The following is a 17,281-nucleotide window of genomic DNA, read 5'->3' as shown; positions in this document are numbered from 1 at the left end:
ACGACGGCCGGCGGGACCGGAGAAGGGTCAGTATCATTACAGACGGCCGCGGGGATTTGGCAAGGGTCAAGCGCGGGACGATGTCACGGTATCGTCATGGCGCGGGGGCGCGGTGCTGCAGTCCTGGCGGGGTCGATCTTTCGTTGGGTCCGGCAGCGGACGCTCGAAGTGCCGTGCCACTGCCGCTCAGCGAAGATGGTCACGCCGTAGCTTGTGCGGGCCGCGACGGGCTCCCTCTCCCGTGCCGGCTACAACATTCACACATTGGCTGATGGAAGGCGGAACGCGCTCTCCTCCCCCTTGTCGGGAGGAGTTGGAGGTGGGGGTGGCGCAGAAGGAACCGTAGAGCCTCATCCGGCACCACCCCTGGCCCCTCCCCACACGGGGGAGGGAAAAGCCTTTGAGTTTCAATTGTTTGCTGCGGAACGCGATGTGTAAATCCGATAGCCCACAGCAGGGGAGGGCAAGCGCCCGTATCCGGCCGCAGCCCTATTCCGCTGCCTCAAGCCGCGGCGCGACACCGTCGAGCGCGGCCGGCTTCGGGCCGCCGGTGGCCCAGTCGAGCAGCTCCACCGTATGGACGATCGGGATGCCGGTGCCCTTCCCGATCTGCGTGGCGCAGCCGATATTGCCGGTGGCGATCACGTCGGGGCGGATGCGCTCGATATTGGCCACCTTGCGGGCGCGCAGCTTCGCGGCGAGCTCGGGCTGCAGGATGTTGTAGGTCCCGGCCGACCCGCAGCAGATATGGCCCTCCGGCACGTCCTTCACGGTGAAGCCCGCGCGCTTGAGCAGGGTCTTCGGCTCGGTTCGGATGCCCTGGCCGTGCTGCATCGAGCAGGCGGAGTGATAGGCCACCACGAGGTCGCTCTCCACGGTCGCCGCCAGATCGAGCTGCGCGACGTACTCGGTCACGTCCTTGGCGAGGCTCGAGACCCGCTGCGCCTTCTCGGCATAGGCCGGGTCGTCGCGGAACATGAAGCCGTAATCCTTGATGGTCGTGCCGCAGCCCGAGGCCGTGACCAGGATCGCGTCGAGACCCTTGGCGATCTCCGCATCCCAGACATCGATCGTCCGCTTGGCGTGAGCGTGGGACGAGGCTTCCTTGCCCATATGGTGGGTCAGCGCTCCGCAGCAGCCCTCCTCGGCATGGACCACTTCGATGCCGTGCCGGTTGAGCAGCCGGATCGCCGCCGCGTTGAAGTCCGGCCGCAGCACGCTCTGGGCGCAGCCGCGCAGCAGGGCGACGCGCTTGGCCGCCTGGCCGCCTTGCGGCGCGAAGCGTCCGACCCGGTTGGTCGGCTCACGTCCCGGCAACTGCGCCGGGGCGAGGTCGAGCATCGCGGCCAGCCGGTTGCCCACCCGGGGCAGCCGCGCCACGAGCCCGCGGAACGGTGCGCCGAGCTTGGCGGCGATCAGGGCCAGCCGGAACCGGTTCGGGTAGGGCAGGACCTGCGCCAGCAGGGCGCGCAGGAACTGGTCGCCCGCCGGACGCGCGAAGGTCGTCTCGATATGCGCCCGGGCGTGGTCGACGAGGTGCATGTAATGCACCCCCGACGGGCAGGTGGTCATGCAGGACAGGCAGGAGAGGCAGCGGTCGATGTGCTTGACCACCTCCTGCGAGGCCGGCTTGCCGCCCTCCAGCATGTCCTTGATCAGGTAGATCCGCCCGCGCGGGGAATCGAGCTCGTCGCCGAGCAGCAGATAGGTCGGGCAGGTCGCGGTGCAGAAACCGCAATGCACGCAGGTCCGCAGGATCTTTTCCGACGCCGCCATGGCGGGATCGGCGAGCTGGGCGAGGTTGAAATTGGTCTGCACGATGCCTTCCTGCCTGCGCTCCCCGGCCTGGAGGGGAGGGGACCCGTCTCAAACGCCTGCGTACATCCGGCCCGGGTTCAGCACCCCGGCGGGATCGTGCGCCGTCTTGATCCCGGCGGTGATCCGCATCAGCGGTTCCGCCAGGGGCTGGAACACCGGCACGGAAGCCCGCACGGAATCGGGGGCGCGCACCAGCGTCGCGTGGCCACCCTGGTCCCGCAACGCGGTGCGCACGATGGCGGCCCCGGCATCCCCGGCCGACCCGGTGGCGAGCCAGATCAGGCCGCCGCCCCAATCGTAGAACCAGCGGGCCTCGCGCTGGGCCGCGATCGCCGCCGCCACGGCCGGCCCATGCGTCGGGGCCGTCGAGATCCGCCACAGGGCTTGATCGCGGGGCTCGGCCACGAGGGTGGCATCGCGCACCGCCCGCCACAGGGCGGTGCCGGCCTCGCCCTCCAGAAGCTCAGGCGCTCCGAAGCGCTTGAGCAGGCGGCGCAGCTCGCCGGTCCGGTAATCGATCGACTCCGAAAACCCTTCGAGGCGCATCAGCGTCCGGGCCTCGGGGGCGCCGATCCCGGCCGGCAGATGCGCCGCGCCGGTGAGCTCGAAGGGCGAGCCCAGCGCCGCCGCCAGGGCCGCGATGGCGCGGGGCTCGTCGAGGCCGGAGAACACCAGGGTGGCGACCCGCTCGCAGGCCGGCAGCACCTTGAAGGTGACCTCGGTGAGCAGCCCGAGGGTGCCATGCGCCCCGGCCATGAGCTTCACGAGGTCGAGGCCGGTGACGTTCTTCATCACCCGGCCGCCCGACTTGATCGCCTCGCCGCGCCCGTTGACGAAGCGCACGCCGATCAGGCTGTCGCGGGCCGCCCCGGCATTGATCCGGCGGGGGCCGGCATTGTTGGTCGCCGCCACGGCACCCAGCGTCGGCGCGCCGGCGGTGCCGTAGAGGCCGCGCCAATCCATCGGCTCGAAGGGCAGCATCTGGCCCCGGGTGGCCAAGAGCGCCTCGACCTCGGCGAGCGGCGTGCCGGCCCGGGCCGCCACCACCATCTCGGCGGGCTCGTAGAGCGTCACGCCGGTAAGCTTTTGGGCCGAGAGCGTCGCGGTGTCCTGCGCCGGGCGGCCGAGGCCCGCGGCGGTGCCGCCGCCGGCCAGCCGCAGGCGCTCGCCACGTCCGGCGGCCGCGCGCACGATGTCTTCCGCTTCCGCCTCGGTGCCGGGCTCGTAGCCGCCCATCGTCTCCGCCCCGGTTCTTTTTGGACTCGTTCCAGAGCCGGTTTCGCCGGAACCGGCGGCGGATTCAAGCGGAGGTGGCGTCGCGGGGTTGGCGAAGCGTGAAAGATGAAAATGCGGTGGCCTATTCCGCCGCGATCGTCCGCTTCGGGCGCAGGCGCCCGGCGACGTGCCGACGCAGGCCGGCGATGTCGAAGATCCAGACCAGGGCCCCGTAGAGCGCCGCCCCGGCCGGGACCAGCACAGCCAGGGCGGCGGCGGGCGGCAGGTGCCGGAACGGCGCCAGCGCGAGGCCCATCGTTCCACATGCGAGGGTCGCGGCGCCGATCTGCCCCCAGGGCAGCAGGATCCGCTCCGGACCGGTGAGCGCCCGCCAGCCGAGCCAGAGCGCGGCGGCGGCGAGCCCCAGGGTTTGGGCCAGGGCGACGCCCATCCCGCCCATCAGCTCGGGCAGCAGCAGCAGGCCGGCCCCGTTGACCGCGAGCCCGACCAGGGCGGCGGCGATCACCGGAAAGGTCCGGCGGCGGATCTGGAAGACCGGGTTGAGGGCGTAGAACATCATCGCCAGGCAGAACAGGCCGGGCATCAGCGCGACGCTGTAGCGCTCGAACGGGCCGCGATAGGCCTCGGGCACCACCAGCCCCTGGAGCGCCGGCAGCACCGCCCAGAACCCGACCGCGCAGGGCGCCAGCAGGGCGAACACGGTGCCGGCATTCTCGGCGACCTGCGCCTCAGCGGCCGCCCGGCCGTGCTGCTCCTCGGCCTGGACGGCGAACTGGAACAGCAGCAGGTCCAGCGCTGTGCCCAGCGTCATCAGCGAGCGGGAGGTGACGTCGGCGGCGAGCGCGAAATAGCCGGCCTCCGCGAAGCCGGCATGGCCGGCGATTGCCCCCCGGTTCACGAAGGCGAGGCACTGGTAGGCGGTGTTGGCGGCGATCAGCGGCAGGCCGTAACGGGCGAAGACGCCCCAGGTCGCGGTGAGCCGCGGCCGCTCGAACGGGTGCTCGGGATCGCGCAGAGGATGGCGCAGCAGGACGACCGCGGCGAGCTGGCTGAGCCCCGCCGCTGCCAGCACCCAGGCCGGTTGCGGCAGCCACCAGGCGGCCGCGGCCATCAGCACGAAGGCCAGGACGTTCTTCACCGCCACGAGGCCGAGATAGAGCTTTCCGTCGAACCGGGCCCGGGCCAGGGCCGCGTGGTAGTCGAACACCCCGATGCCGAGCGCGGCGAGCCCCGTGCCGCACAGGACCGCCTCGCGCCCGGCCGCGCCGCCGCCGAAACCGAACGCCCCGCACAGGGCGGCCGCGCACAGCAGAAGCAGGCCGATGCGCAGATAGGCCCGATCGAGCCCATGGCGGATCCAGGGCTCGTCCACCCGCACGCGCCCTGAATAGAACCGCGTCGCCGAGAGCCGCAGCCATTCGAACAGCACCGTGTTCAGCACGATCGCCCCGGTGGTCGCCAGGGCGAAGCGGCCGAAATCGGCCGGCCCGAGCAGCTGGGCGATCAGGAGCCCGAGGACGAAGTTCAGCCCCGCATTGATCACGAAGGCGGCGATCACGGCCATGGACGGCGCCTCATGCGCGGCGAGGTTTTTCGGGCTGCCCAGGGATGTAGGGTGGGACCCGTAAGACTCTCCTAACAGGGCGGGAACAGGGCGACGCCCGAACCGCCTGCCGAGGCGGCCCGGGGCCTGTCCGTCATGCGGCGCGGACGGTGTCGAGGAAGCGGGCCACCTCGGCGGAGAGGTGCTCGGACTGGCGCGACAGCTCGGTGGCGGCGACGATCACGTGGCTCGCCGCCTTGCCGGTCTCGTCCGCAGCCGCGGCGACGCCGGTGATGTTGCTGGTCACCTCGCCTGCACCCTGAGCCGCCTGTCCGACATTGCGCACGATCTCCTGGGTCGCCGCGCCCTGCTCCTCCACGGCCGCGGCGATCGAGGTTGCCACGCCGTTGATCTCCTGGATGCGGACGGTGATCGAGCCGATCGCCGTCACCGCCTCGCCGGTCGAGGCCTGGACCCGGGCGATCTGGCCGGAAATCTCGTCCGTCGCCCTGGCGGTCTGCTCGGCCAAGGCCTTCACCTCGGAAGCGACCACGGCGAAGCCGCGCCCGGCCTGGCCGGCCCGGGCCGCCTCGATCGTGGCATTGAGCGCCAGCAGGTTGGTCTGGCTGGCGATCGAAGAAATCAGCCCGACGACGTCGCCGATCCGGGCCACGGCGCTGCTCAGTTCCTGCACCAGGGCCCCAGTCTGCCCGGCCTCGGCGACGGCGCCCTGCGCGAGCCTCGTCGAGCCGTCGACCTGGCGGCCGATCTCCTGCACCGACACACCCAATTGCTCGGCGGCCGCGGCCACGGTGTTGACGTTGGTCGTGGCCTGCTCGGCGGCGGCCGCGACCGTCGTGGACTGGCTGGCCGTCTGGGTCGCGGTGGTCGTCAGGGACTGGGCCGTGGTCTGCAACTCGATCGCCGAGGACGAGACCAGGCCGATGATGCCGCCGACCGCCCGCTCGAACGCCTCGGCCATCTGGCGCAGACCGGCCTTGCGTTGCGCCTCGGCCTCGGCCCGGACCCGAGCGGTCTCGGCTTCAAGAGCCCGGCTGCGGATCAAGTTGTCCTTGAACACCAGGACTGCCGCCGCCATCGCGCCGATCTCGTTCCGGTATCCGCTGGCCGGGATCTCGACGGACACGTCGCCGTCCGCCAGAGCCCGCATCGTCGCCGTCATGGCGCGGATCGGGCCCAGCACGCCACCGAACAGGGCCAGGAGGCCCAGCGCGACGAACAGGATCGTCGCCAGCAAGGCCCCCGCATTGCGGATCAGGACGTTGCGCGCCTCATCGGCCAGAACCTCGGCGCGCGCGACCATCTCGTCGAGCGCGGCGTCGACGAGGCCGACGATCGACAATTGATTGACGATGTTGCGCTGCCTTAGGTCCTCGAACGTGTAGCTCAGCGGCTTCTTCTGGCTGAGGGCGTCGAAGACTGTCTGCGCGATGGCCTTGGATTCACCCTCGAAATTGTCGGCGCTGGCTTTCTGGAAGGCGGCCCGCGCCCGGCCAGAGACATCGGACGCGGCCGCGACCGTGCGCGTCCAGGCGTTTTGAAGCGTGGCGCGCTCTTCCGCCGCCGAGATGGTTTCGGACAGGGACCACGACGTCCCGGCAACCACGGACGCCTGCACCCGAAGCGCCGCGTTGCCGCTCGCGACACGGGCCGTCCAGGCAGCCTGCTTGAGCACGAGGTAGCGCTGCAGGAGCACGTCGGATTGGGGAATCGCTCCATCGACCGCGTTCGCCGTCGTCGTCAAAGCGTCGGCCAGGGTCTGGAAGGCGGTCATGACGGCGGGTTGAAGCGTGGGGTCGCGTTGCGCCTTCGGCAGTCTCAGGGCCGTGTCGATGCCGGGACGAAGGGCGTCGAGGGCCTCCTGGGCCGCATTCAGCCGACCGAGCGTGGCCGTGACGGCGGGTACGTCCACGTCCTTCAGGAGCGCTTGGCTTCGCTGAAAGTTCTCGACCAGCTGCTTCCGGTTATTCGCGATCGTTGCCAGCGTGTCGAACGCTGCAGGCGCCTCGCCGCCCAGGGCGAGGGTCGAGCCTCTTTCGAGACGCAGCGGCAGGATCGTCTTGAGGAGGCTCCGGCTCGCCTGCGCCAAGGTCGCGGCCTTCCGTGATTGCGCGACTTGCTCCTGTGCATCGAACAGCGTCCGCGCCGCGTAGCCCAGCGCCATCAGCGCCATGACGCCGATCACCAGGCACATCAGTGTTCGGATGGAGACGCGCCCCAGCCACTGCATCGATGGTTTCCTTCTGAAATTACGCTCGATTTATCTAGAGTCGTTCAAAATATAACCCTAAGAGCAGGAGTCAATTTTTTGGTTATTTGCGCAAGAAATTGACGAGCTATGCTGATTATGGTTTCAATAAGAAATAATACTGCTCATTAATATAATGAAAGTCGGAGGGAGGATTGATAATGGGCTGCATATTTATATAGTGGTGCAGCAAAAAATTTCAGGTGTTAGGGTGGGGCCGCAGATTTGCCGCCTCTGAGCGGTTCGCCCCGGTTCGGTGCGGGTGGCTCGACGCGATGTCCCGGCGGGATGCTGGCTGGCGGTGGCCCCGCCTCGAAGCCAGCGCGGTTGCCGCGGCCTGTCCCTGTCCGTCGGCGCTCCCGCGCACGGTTGCCGCTCGGCCGACCCGCTGCGCGATCTCCCATCGGGCCGCGCCGTCGCGGAGGCCGCGTTGATGATGCCGCCCGCGAACGAGACAGGTGATAGGCCGGCTGCGCCGCCTACAGACCGCGCTCGTAGCGCCAGGCCTCCATCCCATCCTCGTAATACGCAGGCTGCACGGCGAAGCGGCTGTAGCTGCGACGCTCGTACAGGCGGATGCCGGCGCCGTTATCGGCACGGACTTCGAGGCGCAGGCGGTCGCAGCCATGTGACCGGGCCTGGGCCTCTGCGGCGTCCAAGAGCTTTCCGCCAAGGCCGAGGCCGCCGCGGTTGGGCGCCACTGCGATCGAGGCGAGGCGGGCGATCCGGCTGCCGCGTCGGCGCTCCAGCACGGCCGCGCCGACCAGAACCGGATCCTGATCCCCGTCCGGCCCCGGGATCAACGCAGCCAGCACGTCCATGCTTGGGGACAGAATCGCGTGCCGAATCGCCCGGCGTTCGGCCCGGTCGGTGGCGAAGGCGGCGTGCTCCAGGGCGACCAGGGCGTCGAGATCGGCGAGGCTGGCCGCGCGGATCACCGGCTTCGGCAGTTCGTCCCCGCGCGAATCCCGCCTGGGAAGGCTCAACGGCGCATTCATAGAGCCGCTCACGCCCAGGCCGTCGCGCCGGCGGGCGTATCGCCGACGCAGCGATCGGTTCGGTGCAGGCGGGGGTACAAAGCTCCGGCGTTGATGCCGTGCGCGATGGCGACGCGATCGGGCGCGGCTCTCGATCTGTTCGGCCCGGCCATCGTACGCTCGTCTGAGGACATCGCTCCGGCGGTGAGATGCCCGCTTCCGCACCGCTTGGGAAGCCCGCGCGAGCCAGCCGCGCACCCGGAATGCGCCGTTTTTGCAACGGCGGCGGCACGGTGCGGATTTGACCGGGAAATACGGGTCGATCGTGCCGCAATCCCCTTGTTGTCGGGGGGCGTTCTCCGTATATGCGCCGTGCCCAATTTCGCACGTGCCTGTGGCCGCGTGCCGGTTGGTGGGCATCCGGTCAACTGCCGGACAGCCGCCAGGGGTCTTAAAGGATCGATGGTCGCAAGGGTGGATCCCTACGGCCGGCATCCAGGTGGCAACACCGGACCCCGACAACAACCGGCAGCCGGAGGCGAAACCGGCGAACCCCGCTCTCCACGGGGGACGCAGCTTAAAGCAACGACGAACGGGCTTTTTTGGTCTCGTCGGCCCTCCAAAGGCCGGCACCGAAGAGGCTTGTTTCTCTTTGCCCGGCGTGCGGTGGGGGTCCTCCCTTCCAATCCACGGCAGCTTCCGGGTGCTCTGCGCCCGCCTGGATCGACGCGTCTCCAAAGCGCGTGGGTCCGCGCGACGCATCGCCCCCTGACGCCGGCGACCCGTTGGGTCGTCACATCGACAGCGCGCCCGCAGGACGGGCGCTCGCGAACCCGTGCCGGGAGACGACCATGACCGATCGCATCCGTGATTTCCTGCGCGTGCGCCGTGACCTCGGTCAGGACGAGGGGCCCGTGATGGTCCTCGACCTCGATGTCGTGCGCGACAACTACACCGCCTTCGCGCGCTCCCTGCCGGACACCCGCGTGTTTTACGCGGTGAAGGCCAACCCGGCCCCCGAGGTGCTGCGCCTGCTCGCCGAGATGGGCTCCTGCTTCGACACCGCCTCGGTGGCCGAGATGGAGATGGCGCTCGCCGCCGGCGCCACCCCGGACCGGATCTCCTTCGGCAACACCATCAAGAAGGAGCGCTGCATCGGCCGTGCGCTCAAGCTCGGCATCCGCCTGTTCGCGGTGGATTGCCAGGCCGAGGTCGATAAGATCGTCCGGGCTGCCGAGGCCATGGAGGTCGCGGCCTCCGACGTGCGCGTGTTCTGCCGCATCCTGTGCGACGGCGCCGGCGCCGACTGGCCGCTCTCGCGCAAGTTCGGCTGCGTGCCCGAGATGGCCACCGACGTGCTCGAGCACGCCCACCGGCAGGGGCTCGAGGCCTACGGCATCTCGTTCCATGTCGGCTCGCAGCAGGGCAACACCGAGGCCTGGGACGGGGCGCTGGGTTCCGCGGCGGCGATCTTCCGCGAGTGTGCCGAGCGCGGCATCTTCCTGTCGATGGTCAATCTCGGCGGCGGCTTCCCGACCAAGTACCTCAAGGCGGTGCCCGGCGTGGAGAGCTACGGCGAGGCGATCTTCCGCGGCCTAACCAAGCATTTCGGCAATCAGATCCCGGAGACGATCATCGAGCCGGGCCGCGGCATGGTCGGCAATGCCGGCCTGATCGAGGCCGAGGTCGTGCTGGTGTCGAAGAAGTCCGCCGACGCCGACGAGGTGCGCTGGGTCTATCTCGACATCGGCAAGTTCGGTGGCCTGGCCGAGACCATGGACGAGTCGATCCGCTACCCGATCCGCACCACCCGGGACGGGGACCGGACCGAGCCCTGCGTCATCGCCGGGCCGACCTGCGACTCGGTGGACGTGCTCTACGAGCGGCAGCTCTACCCGCTGCCGGTCTCGCTCTCGATCGGCGACAAGGTCCTGATCGAGGGCACGGGCGCCTACACCACGACCTACGCGGCGGTGGCCTTCAACGGCTTCCCGCCTCTTCAGCAGATCGTCATTTAAGCCTGCGTAGGACAGGTCCGGCGGCACCGCGCCGCCGGACGTCGATCTTCAGCATCCGCCTTGGCGCGGGGCATTCGCCCCGCCGTCACAAGACCGCTTCTCCCGCTTGCCGGCCCGGGGAGGGCACCGTCATGATCGAGATCCGCGCGGAACGCATCCAGGATGTCCCGGCACGCGAGCGCCTGCTCGACGCGTGCTTTGCTGGCAACCGACGGGCCAAGACCTCGGAGCGCCTGCGCGAGGGGCGCCTGCCTGCCCGCGGCCTCGCTTTCGCGGCGAGCCGGCGCGGCGGCCTCGTCGGCACCCTGCGGCTGTGGCATGTCGAGGCCGGCCTCGCCCGCCCGGCGCTGCTCCTCGGGCCGCTCGCTGTCGACCCGGAGATCCAGGGCCAGGGGCTCGGCTCGGTGATGATGCAGGCCGCCCTCGGCCGGGCGGAGTCGCTCGGCCACGGCGCCGTGCTGCTGGTGGGCGACGCACCGTACTACGTCCGCTTCGGCTTCGACCCCGCGCTTGCGGAGGGCCTCACCTTGCCGGGCCCGTTCGAGCGCGCGCGTTTCCTCGGCCTGGAGCTGCGCCCGGGCGCGCTCGCCGGGGCCGAGGGTATGGTCCGGCCGACGGGCGTCCTCGCCTCGGTCGAGACGGTGTCGGACGAGGCTGCGGTCGCGCGACGACGCGCCGCCTGAACACCCGCGCTGCGATCGGTCCCGGTGAGTGCCGGGGCCGACGTCAGTGAAGCGTATCGCCGCTCTCGAGCTGCGATGGGGCCGGTGGCGCGGTCATCTTCTGGGCGATCTCTTGGCCGACCCGGAACAAGGCCTCCCGCAGGGGCTCGAGCGCCGACTTGCCACCATCCACCTCGATCAGGCCGTGGGCGATCAGGAGATGATCGGCCACCAAGTCGAGAGTCGAGGCCGGCGCCGTCGAGGGGCGTGGCGGCGGCGGGACGAAGCGGCCGAGGCCGCCCTGCGCCTGGGTCTCGCTGCCGCCGGGGGCAAGCTCGGTGATCGAGCCGAGGAAGCCCAGGAAGGTCTGGTTCGGGGGGCCGTAGGACGGCACCGCCCCGGCGGCCGCCCAGATCGACCCGCCCCCCTCGCGGGCCAGGCGGAACCGGACGACGAACTCCGCCTGGGCCTGCGCCGCCTCCCTGATGACCGCCCGCAGCACCGCGCCGTCCTCGGTGTTGAGCCGCTCGAACCAGCCCTGCCCAACGGCCTCGTGCCGGTCCTGCCCGGTAAGGCCGTGCCATTCGGAGCTGACATAGGTCAGGGCCCCCGCGGCGTCGGTCATGAAGATCATCGGAGGGCCTCCGGTTGCGGATGGCGGCCCGATCGGCACAAGTCGCAAATCGGAAGCACGGGGTGCTCTGGCAATCGTACGTGGCGGCAGCCCGTTCCGAATCGCGCTGATCGGGTGTGAGAATGCCGCGGATGATTCGTCGGCGTCGCATCCGGGGCATGCCCGGGATGCGCCCGGCGGAGGCAGCGTCCACCGCCCTGGCCGCCATCGTGCATTGCGCCGGGCGGCCGCGATCCCGCATAGACGGGCCGCCGGTTTCCCCAGAAGGCTTCCCGACCGATGCAAATCGCCACGCCCTATCTGATGTTCCTGGGCGACGTGCCCGACACGCTGGCGGCCAAGACCGCCTACGGCATCAAGGACTGGCGCCCGGACTGGTGCGTCGGCCAGATGCGGCTCCCCGGCTGCGCCGCCGATCTCGGCATCCCCGACATGACCCTGCCCGAGGCCCTGGCCAAGGGCTGCCGGACCCTGGTGATCGGCGTCGTCAATGCCGGCGGCGTGCTGCCGGACCATTGGGTGAAGGAGATCGTGGCGGCGATCGAGGCCGGGCTCGACGTGGCGAGCGGCCTGCACGTGAAGCTCGGCGCGGTCCCGGCCATCGCGGAGGCCGCCGCCCGGCGCGGCCGGCAGCTCCACGACGTGCGCCACACCGACGAGCGCTTCCCCACCGGCAAGGGCACCAAGCGCGCGGGCCGGCGCCTGCTCACCGTCGGCACCGATTGCTCGGTCGGCAAGAAGTACACCGTGCTGGCCCTGGAGCGGGGCATGCGCGAGCGCGGCCTGGACGCGGATTTCTGTGCCACCGGCCAGACCGGCGTGTTCATCTCGGGCAAGGGCGTCGCCATCGACGCCGTGGTGGCCGACTTCATCTCCGGCGCGGTCGAGACGATCTCCCCCGAGGCCGCCCCGAATCACTGGGACCTGATCGAGGGCCAGGGCTCGCTGTTCCACCCGTCCTTCGCGGGCGTCAGCCTCGGGCTGCTGCACGGCGCCCAGGCCGATGCCTTCGTGGTCTGCCACGAGCCCTCGCGCACCACCATGCGCGGCGTGAAGCACCCGCTGCCGACCCTCCAGCAGGTGATCGACCTCACGGTGCAGCTTGGCAGCCTGACCAACCCGGCGATCAAGCCGGTGGGGATTTCCGTGAACACGCAGGCGCTCGGCGAGAGCGAAGCGCAGGCGCTCCTGGAAAAACTCGCCGCGGAGCACGGCCTGCCCGCCACCGACCCGGTGCGCTTCGGCGTCGCCGGGCTGGTCGATCGGATCGTTGCCGACTTCCCGGAGGTCTGACATGGCCCGTCGCCTCACCCTGTCCGTCGAGCGCTTCCCGATCGCCGGGGCTTTCACGATCTCCCGCGGCAGCCGCACCGAGATCGCCGTGGTGGTGGCGACGATCACGGACGCGAACGGGATCGGGCGCGGCGAATGCGTGCCGTATCCACGCTACGGCGAGAGCGTCGAGAGCGTCGTCACGCTGATCGAGGGGCAGGCCGACGCGATCGGCGCCGGGATCGGGCGGGACGAGCTCACGGCACGGATGAAGGCGGGCGCTGCCCGCAACGCCCTCGACTGCGCCCTGTTCGATCTGGAGGCCAAGCTCCAGGACCGCCGGGCCTGGGAGATCGCCGGGCTGGCCGCCCCCACCCCGGCTGTCACCGCCTACACGCTGAGCCTCGGCACCCCGGAGAGCATGGGCGAGGCCGCCCGGGCGGCGTCCCACCGGCCGCTGCTCAAGGTCAAGCTCGGCGGCGCCGGCGATCCCGAGCGCATCGCCGCCGTGCGGGCCGGCGCGCCGCAAGCGCGGCTGATCGTCGACGCCAACGAGGCGTGGCGGCCGGAGACCGTGGAAGCCAACCTCGCAGCCTGCCTGGAGGCCGGTGTCGCTCTCATCGAGCAGCCCCTGCCGGCCGATGCCGACGCCTTGCTCGCTGAGATCCCGCACCCGGTCCCGGTCTGCGCCGACGAGAGCCTGCACGACCGCGCCGGCCTCGACGCGCTCGCCGGCCGCTACGACGCGATCAACATCAAGCTCGACAAGACCGGCGGCCTCACCGAGGCGATTCTGCTCGCTCGCGAGGCTCGGGCCCGCGGCCTCTCCGTGATGGTCGGCTGCATGCTCGGCACCTCGCTGGGCATGGCGCCCGCCACGCTGCTGGCGTCGCAAGCCGACTTCGTCGACCTCGACGGTCCGCTGCTCCTCGCCCGCGACCGCGACTCGCCGCTGCATTACGACGGCAGCATCGTGCATCCGCCGGAGGCGGATTTGTGGGGGTAGGGGGAGCGTGCCCAGACGTCGAAATCTGACGCTTGGTACCCGTCCGTGAGGTCTGCAACAGGTGGATTTCCACCCGTCCGCTGACGTGCGGCGGAGATAACGGAGCGGATGTCGGGTCCCGCCCGCTCACGGCCCGCCTCGGTCATTGGATGCGGGGATCTATCGATCGATGGTCTAGTCGGTCACACGCACCCGCACCCGATGCCAACAGGTGCAGAGGTAGCCTTTGTGGTTCCAGGTGTCGTCCGGCAGCGCCGGCTGCGTCTGGCCGGCCGCGTCCCAGGCGCGGACAGCCAGCTCGTGCTCGCCTGGAGGCAGATCGAGTTCCACGCTCCAGAACGTCCATGCGAATGGCGCATCCGGCTCGTGCTCCAGACGAGCCTGCATCCAGGACCGGCCTCCAGTCCCGGAGACATCGACACGTACGATGGCCCTGTCGCCGCTCACCGCGTAGCCGCGAAGCCAGTTCCTTCCGGCCTTGAGGGCGGCTCCGCGTTCCGGCTCGCAGATCGCGGCGTTCAGCGGCATCGTATCGATGGTGTGTCCCTTGGCCGGATCCGCCGTCTCCGCGGTCACGTCGGGCGGGTACAGCTTGTAATCGTCGGCCTGGATCGGGTTGTCGGATGGGTGATCCTGCACGGCGAGGCGCCGGAGCCATTTGGGGCTGCGCACGCCGGCAAAGCCCGGCACGACCGCGCGGACCGGGAAGCCGTGCTCGGGCAGCAAGGCTTCACCGTTCATGGCGTAGGCGAGCAAGGTCTCGGGCGCCACTGCCTTGCCGAGTGGAATCGAGGCTCCGTACGGGCGGCCCTCGACCAGGTCGTGGCTCTCGAAGGCCACATGGAGATCCGCACCATCCGCGACACCTGCCTCGCGCAGGATGTCGCCAAGGCGGACCCCGGTCCATTCGGCCGTCCCGATGGCGCCGGCATCCCAGGGATCGCCGGATACCGGTGCAACCGGTCGCATGTCGGCACGACGATTGCCGGCACATTGCATCGTCGCCGTGACCGTGGCTTCCGCGAAGCGGGTGCGGAGGTCATGCAGCGAAAGTTCCAGCTTGACACCGGCTCCGCCATCGACGGTGAGGCGCCAGGTTTCCGGGTCGAGGTCCGGTAGATCGCCATGCGATCGGACATAGAAGTCCGCCGCCGGGGTCCGGTAGGAGGCGCGCAGTCGGCCGAGAGGCGGTTCGGCATTGTAGGGTCGATCGCCATGGACGATCAGGCGAGCCTTTCGCTCGGATAGGCTCGACATCGGGGCTCCCGTTCGGGTGAGGACAGGGGGTGAACGCGCCGGCGGCGGGAAGGCTCAATCATCGCCCCGGACACAGCCGGGGCGAAGTCGTCGGGCGCGCGTTCACCCGATCACCCAGAGCGGTTCCGGGCCTTGAGTACTTGAACGACTACTGCGGGGTGCGGATGTTCGGCGGCCCGAGATGCTGGAGAAAATCCGGCTTGCCGAGACTCACTCCGGCGCCGCGGAGGATCCCGTAGGCTGTGGTCACGTGGAAGAAGAAGTTCGGAAGCGCGAAGCCGGTGAGATAGGCCTGTCCGCTGAAGCGGTACCCCATGCCGTTCGGGAACTTGAGCTCCACCTCGCGCTCCGCGCCTGAGGCCAACGCGGCCGGATCGATGCCCTCGACGAAGGCAATCGTCCGCGCACAACGCTCCTCGAGTTCGGCGAGGGTCGCCTCCACGTCGGGCATCGGGGGCGCATCGATCCCGGCGAGCCGTGCCACCGCGTTCTTCGCGGTGTCGGACGCCATTTGATACTGGGCAGGCAGAGGCTTCATGTCCGGAGCGAGCCGCCGGACGAACAACTCAGCTTCCGGCTTTTCCGATGCTGCCTTGTCGAGCCACGCGCTCATGGCGCGAAGCCCGTTGACGAAGATCGGAACGCTGATGGCGTGGATGCTGATGCTCATTCGGGCTGCCTTAGGCATCCGCCATCGAAGACGCGGTGAGAAGGCGCACACTGCGCGAGGGAGCGTCGCGCGAAGTGGCCGGACGCTGGACGAATGGCCGCCTCGGGGAAGCGCGCATTGCGATCCAGGACGCTGGCATGGGTCGGAGCAGCCTCACGCGATGGGCGCCAAGCGTTACGTTTCGACGACGTGATCCGTTGAAGCACATGCGAGCGCCTCCGCTCCGACGGCGCCCGGAATGTCGCTCTCGTCGATGCCGGAGCTATCCAGACCGAGGTCGATGATTTTCTGATCGGTAAGCTGCAAACCTACTCCGCCAACACCAGAAAATGCCGCCCCTCGCGATCGTCGATCTCGATGATCCAGAGATCGGTGTCGAACCGGATTTCCTTGGTCAGCCGCTCCTCCACGTCGAGCGGGGTGCCCCCCGTGACCAGGGCGGCAAAGCGGCGGTCGCCGCTGTCCTCGGTCTCGAACAGGGCCTGTGGGGCAGGGCCGTAGAGGTCGGCGGTCCCGTCGAGGCGATCGACCTTCACGAAGATCGCGCCGGCCTCCGGCGACCCGCGTCGGCGCAACACCGCCGGGATGCCTTCCACCCCGAGGCGGCGCAGGTGGGCCGAGACCCAGAAATCGGAGCGCAGGCGCATGCGTGTCGGGCCTCCCGGAAGCGCATTCGGGATGCGCGAAAGCGTCGGCCCACGCAACCGGACATGACCTGTTCGCCGGCGCCTGCTCAGGGGAGCCACGCACGCTCCGAGAACACGATCAAGAAGTCAAAATATTCCAGCAAAAATTTGCAGATCTTCGGGATTAAAAATAATTCCATCTCTGTGTTTTTGCGCACATAAGCAAGTAGTTTTGGTGATTAATTGGGCATATGCCGCTCAAACTTACAGGATGCGGCGCAGAAAGGATCATCGATATGCCGAGGTTCGCATGGATTGCTGCGCTGGTCATGGCGTCCGTCTTCACCGTGACCGCGCCGGCCGGCGCTGCATCGGAGACGTTGATGGATCTGCTGAGCAATCGCGAGTCGCGGTCATGCCCCCGTTACCAGCGGACGCCGAGCGATCCCTGCAATATCGTGGTCCATCGCTCCGGGGGGAATCCGACCCAGGATATGACCGGCTCGATCGGTCACGCCAAATCCTGGCAGGGCAATGGTGGCCCGCGCTGCAAGACGATCTGCCGCTTCACCGGCACGCAATACTGAACGCATTGCGCGGCCCTGTGCGATGAACCTCGCAAAGGGCGGGGCGGCGCTCGGTCTTCTCTGTTACCAGTCGCCCGCAGCCCAATCGGTCCTCGCTCCGGCTGCGGGCGGTCTAGCCTTGACCGCCGGCGCGGGACATCAGCGCGCGCAGGGTCCGGCCCGCGGCCTCGCCGGTCACCGGGAGCTTGGCGCTCCGCTCGAACTTCTCGATCGCCGCCCGGGTGCCCGGCCCCATGGCGCCGTCAGGCTTGATCCCATAGCCGAGCTTCGACAGCGCCTTCTGCGCCCGCAGCACCGGACCCGCGTCCTTCTCGAGACTCGTCGTCTTCGCCGCGTCCTTGGGTGCATCCTTTTGCACCGGCTTGGCGGCATTCCGAGCAGCCACGGCCCGGGGCGTCACCGAGGCGGTGGTCTCATCGGACCGGATCAACTCGGCGATCGGGTCCCGAGCGGCCTGCCTGGCGGCGACGGTCCGATCGGGCTGCGTCGGTTCCTTGACGACATCCCGGATCGCCTCCTTCGCAGCCGCTGCCGCCTCCCGGGGGGCGGGGGCCTTCTGGGTCGCGACCTTGGGCAGGATCGGCGCCGGATGGCGGCCGGACTGGTGTCCCAGCGCGTTGAAGCAGATGAAGCCCCCGGCGCCCACGGCCACGACGCTGCTCAGCACCGTGCCCGGGCTGTTCCGGCAGGAGGCGCCCGTGGCCTT

General features: G+C 69.6%; 16 protein-coding genes. 5 read left to right on the top strand and 11 right to left on the bottom strand.

Annotated features, from left to right (window positions below; translation table 11 throughout):
* Positions 1–489: 489 nt before the first annotated feature.
* The 5 genes from glcF to AO398_RS08000 all read right to left on the bottom strand — a co-directional run bounded on the left by glcF (position 490) and on the right by AO398_RS08000 (position 7,852).
* Entirely contained in the window at positions 490–1,818 is a 1,329-nt protein-coding gene (gene glcF / locus AO398_RS08020) for a glycolate oxidase subunit GlcF (protein ID WP_058191537.1), read from the bottom strand.
* A 48-nt stretch (positions 1,819–1,866) separates the two neighbouring features.
* On the bottom strand, positions 1,867–3,054 hold the full coding sequence (locus tag AO398_RS08015; RefSeq protein WP_058191536.1) for an FAD-binding protein: 1,188 nt from the start codon (positions 3,052–3,054) through the stop codon (positions 1,867–1,869).
* A 121-nt stretch (positions 3,055–3,175) separates the two neighbouring features.
* Positions 3,176–4,618: a polysaccharide biosynthesis C-terminal domain-containing protein gene (locus AO398_RS08010; protein ID WP_058191535.1), complete on the bottom strand. Its 1,443-nt coding sequence runs from the start codon at positions 4,616–4,618 to the stop codon at positions 3,176–3,178.
* A 133-nt stretch (positions 4,619–4,751) separates the two neighbouring features.
* Positions 4,752–6,848, bottom strand: coding sequence for a methyl-accepting chemotaxis protein (locus AO398_RS08005; protein WP_058191534.1), 2,097 nt, complete (start codon positions 6,846–6,848; stop codon positions 4,752–4,754).
* A 497-nt stretch (positions 6,849–7,345) separates the two neighbouring features.
* A complete protein-coding gene (locus tag AO398_RS08000; RefSeq protein WP_244498697.1) occupies positions 7,346–7,852 on the bottom strand; it encodes an N-acetyltransferase in 507 nt (168 codons plus the stop codon).
* Positions 7,853–8,694: 842 nt separating this feature from the next.
* Between AO398_RS08000 and AO398_RS07995 the strand changes: the two genes are divergently transcribed.
* The gene (locus AO398_RS07995) at positions 8,695–9,861 is read left to right on the top strand and encodes a type III PLP-dependent enzyme (RefSeq protein ID WP_058191532.1); all 1,167 of its coding nucleotides are present in this window, start codon (positions 8,695–8,697) and stop codon (positions 9,859–9,861) included.
* A 131-nt stretch (positions 9,862–9,992) separates the two neighbouring features.
* Entirely contained in the window at positions 9,993–10,544 is a 552-nt protein-coding gene (locus AO398_RS07990; RefSeq protein ID WP_058191531.1) for an N-acetyltransferase, read from the top strand.
* A 43-nt stretch (positions 10,545–10,587) separates the two neighbouring features.
* On the opposite strand, the gene AO398_RS07985 is transcribed toward AO398_RS07990, so the two are convergent.
* On the bottom strand, positions 10,588–11,157 hold the full coding sequence (locus AO398_RS07985; protein ID WP_058191530.1) for a PAS domain-containing protein: 570 nt from the start codon (positions 11,155–11,157) through the stop codon (positions 10,588–10,590).
* Between the two features lie 279 nt (positions 11,158–11,436).
* Between AO398_RS07985 and dgcN the strand changes: the two genes are divergently transcribed.
* Both dgcN and dgcA read left to right on the top strand, forming a co-directional pair.
* Positions 11,437–12,450 (top strand): N-acetyltransferase DgcN, encoded by a 1,014-nt coding sequence (dgcN, locus tag AO398_RS07980; protein ID WP_058191529.1) that lies wholly within the window; start codon positions 11,437–11,439, stop codon positions 12,448–12,450.
* Between the two features lies 1 nt (position 12,451).
* A complete protein-coding gene (gene dgcA / locus AO398_RS07975; protein ID WP_058191528.1) occupies positions 12,452–13,435 on the top strand; it encodes an N-acetyl-D-Glu racemase DgcA in 984 nt (327 codons plus the stop codon).
* A 174-nt stretch (positions 13,436–13,609) separates the two neighbouring features.
* Here the strand turns inward: dgcA and AO398_RS07970 are convergent, their stop codons facing one another.
* The 4 genes from AO398_RS07970 to AO398_RS07960 all read right to left on the bottom strand — a co-directional run bounded on the left by AO398_RS07970 (position 13,610) and on the right by AO398_RS07960 (position 16,009).
* Positions 13,610–14,692 (bottom strand): molybdopterin-dependent oxidoreductase, encoded by a 1,083-nt coding sequence (locus AO398_RS07970; protein WP_058191527.1) that lies wholly within the window; start codon positions 14,690–14,692, stop codon positions 13,610–13,612.
* A 148-nt stretch (positions 14,693–14,840) separates the two neighbouring features.
* On the bottom strand, positions 14,841–15,362 hold the full coding sequence (locus AO398_RS07965) for a DUF1993 domain-containing protein (protein WP_058191526.1): 522 nt from the start codon (positions 15,360–15,362) through the stop codon (positions 14,841–14,843).
* 174 nt (positions 15,363–15,536) lie between these two features.
* Positions 15,537–15,668, bottom strand: coding sequence for a hypothetical protein (locus AO398_RS29665; protein WP_280139120.1), 132 nt, complete (start codon positions 15,666–15,668; stop codon positions 15,537–15,539).
* Positions 15,669–15,670: 2 nt separating this feature from the next.
* Complete coding sequence (locus AO398_RS07960; protein WP_058191525.1) at positions 15,671–16,009, bottom strand: DUF1491 family protein; 339 nt, start codon at positions 16,007–16,009, stop codon at positions 15,671–15,673.
* Between the two features lie 308 nt (positions 16,010–16,317).
* On the opposite strand from AO398_RS07960, the gene AO398_RS07955 reads away from it, so the two are divergent.
* Positions 16,318–16,575 (top strand): hypothetical protein, encoded by a 258-nt coding sequence (locus AO398_RS07955; protein ID WP_243960466.1) that lies wholly within the window; start codon positions 16,318–16,320, stop codon positions 16,573–16,575.
* Positions 16,576–16,687: 112 nt separating this feature from the next.
* Here the strand turns inward: AO398_RS07955 and AO398_RS07950 are convergent.
* Positions 16,688–17,281 (bottom strand): peptidoglycan-binding protein (locus AO398_RS07950; protein WP_058191523.1); only part of this gene is annotated, 594 nt, incomplete at its 5' end.

Source organism: Methylobacterium sp. GXS13, from assembly GCF_001455965.1.
GTDB lineage: Bacteria > Pseudomonadota > Alphaproteobacteria > Rhizobiales > Beijerinckiaceae > Methylobacterium.
Note: the sequence above shows the minus strand (reverse complement) of the source record. Positions and strands in the feature narration are given on the sequence as shown.

Bases quoted from the DNA above. Each gene is read 5' to 3' on its own strand.
- AO398_RS08015 (WP_058191536.1), bottom strand. From the start codon at position 3,054: ATGGGCGGCTACGAGCCCGGCACCGAGGCGGAAGCGGAAGACATCGTG.
- AO398_RS08010 (WP_058191535.1), bottom strand. From the start codon at position 4,618: ATGGCCGTGATCGCCGCCTTCGTGATCAATGCGGGGCTGAACTTCGTC.
- AO398_RS08005 (WP_058191534.1), bottom strand. From the start codon at position 6,848: ATGCAGTGGCTGGGGCGCGTCTCCATCCGAACACTGATGTGCCTGGTG.
- AO398_RS07995 (WP_058191532.1), top strand. From the start codon at position 8,695: ATGACCGATCGCATCCGTGATTTCCTGCGCGTGCGCCGTGACCTCGGT.
- AO398_RS07990 (WP_058191531.1), top strand. From the start codon at position 9,993: ATGATCGAGATCCGCGCGGAACGCATCCAGGATGTCCCGGCACGCGAG.
- AO398_RS07985 (WP_058191530.1), bottom strand. From the start codon at position 11,157: ATGATCTTCATGACCGACGCCGCGGGGGCCCTGACCTATGTCAGCTCC.
- dgcN (WP_058191529.1), top strand. From the start codon at position 11,437: ATGCAAATCGCCACGCCCTATCTGATGTTCCTGGGCGACGTGCCCGAC.
- dgcA (WP_058191528.1), top strand. From the start codon at position 12,452: ATGGCCCGTCGCCTCACCCTGTCCGTCGAGCGCTTCCCGATCGCCGGG.
- AO398_RS07970 (WP_058191527.1), bottom strand. From the start codon at position 14,692: ATGTCGAGCCTATCCGAGCGAAAGGCTCGCCTGATCGTCCATGGCGAT.
- AO398_RS07965 (WP_058191526.1), bottom strand. From the start codon at position 15,362: ATGAGCATCAGCATCCACGCCATCAGCGTTCCGATCTTCGTCAACGGG.
- AO398_RS07960 (WP_058191525.1), bottom strand. From the start codon at position 16,009: ATGCGCCTGCGCTCCGATTTCTGGGTCTCGGCCCACCTGCGCCGCCTC.
- AO398_RS07955 (WP_243960466.1), top strand. From the start codon at position 16,318: ATGGCGTCCGTCTTCACCGTGACCGCGCCGGCCGGCGCTGCATCGGAG.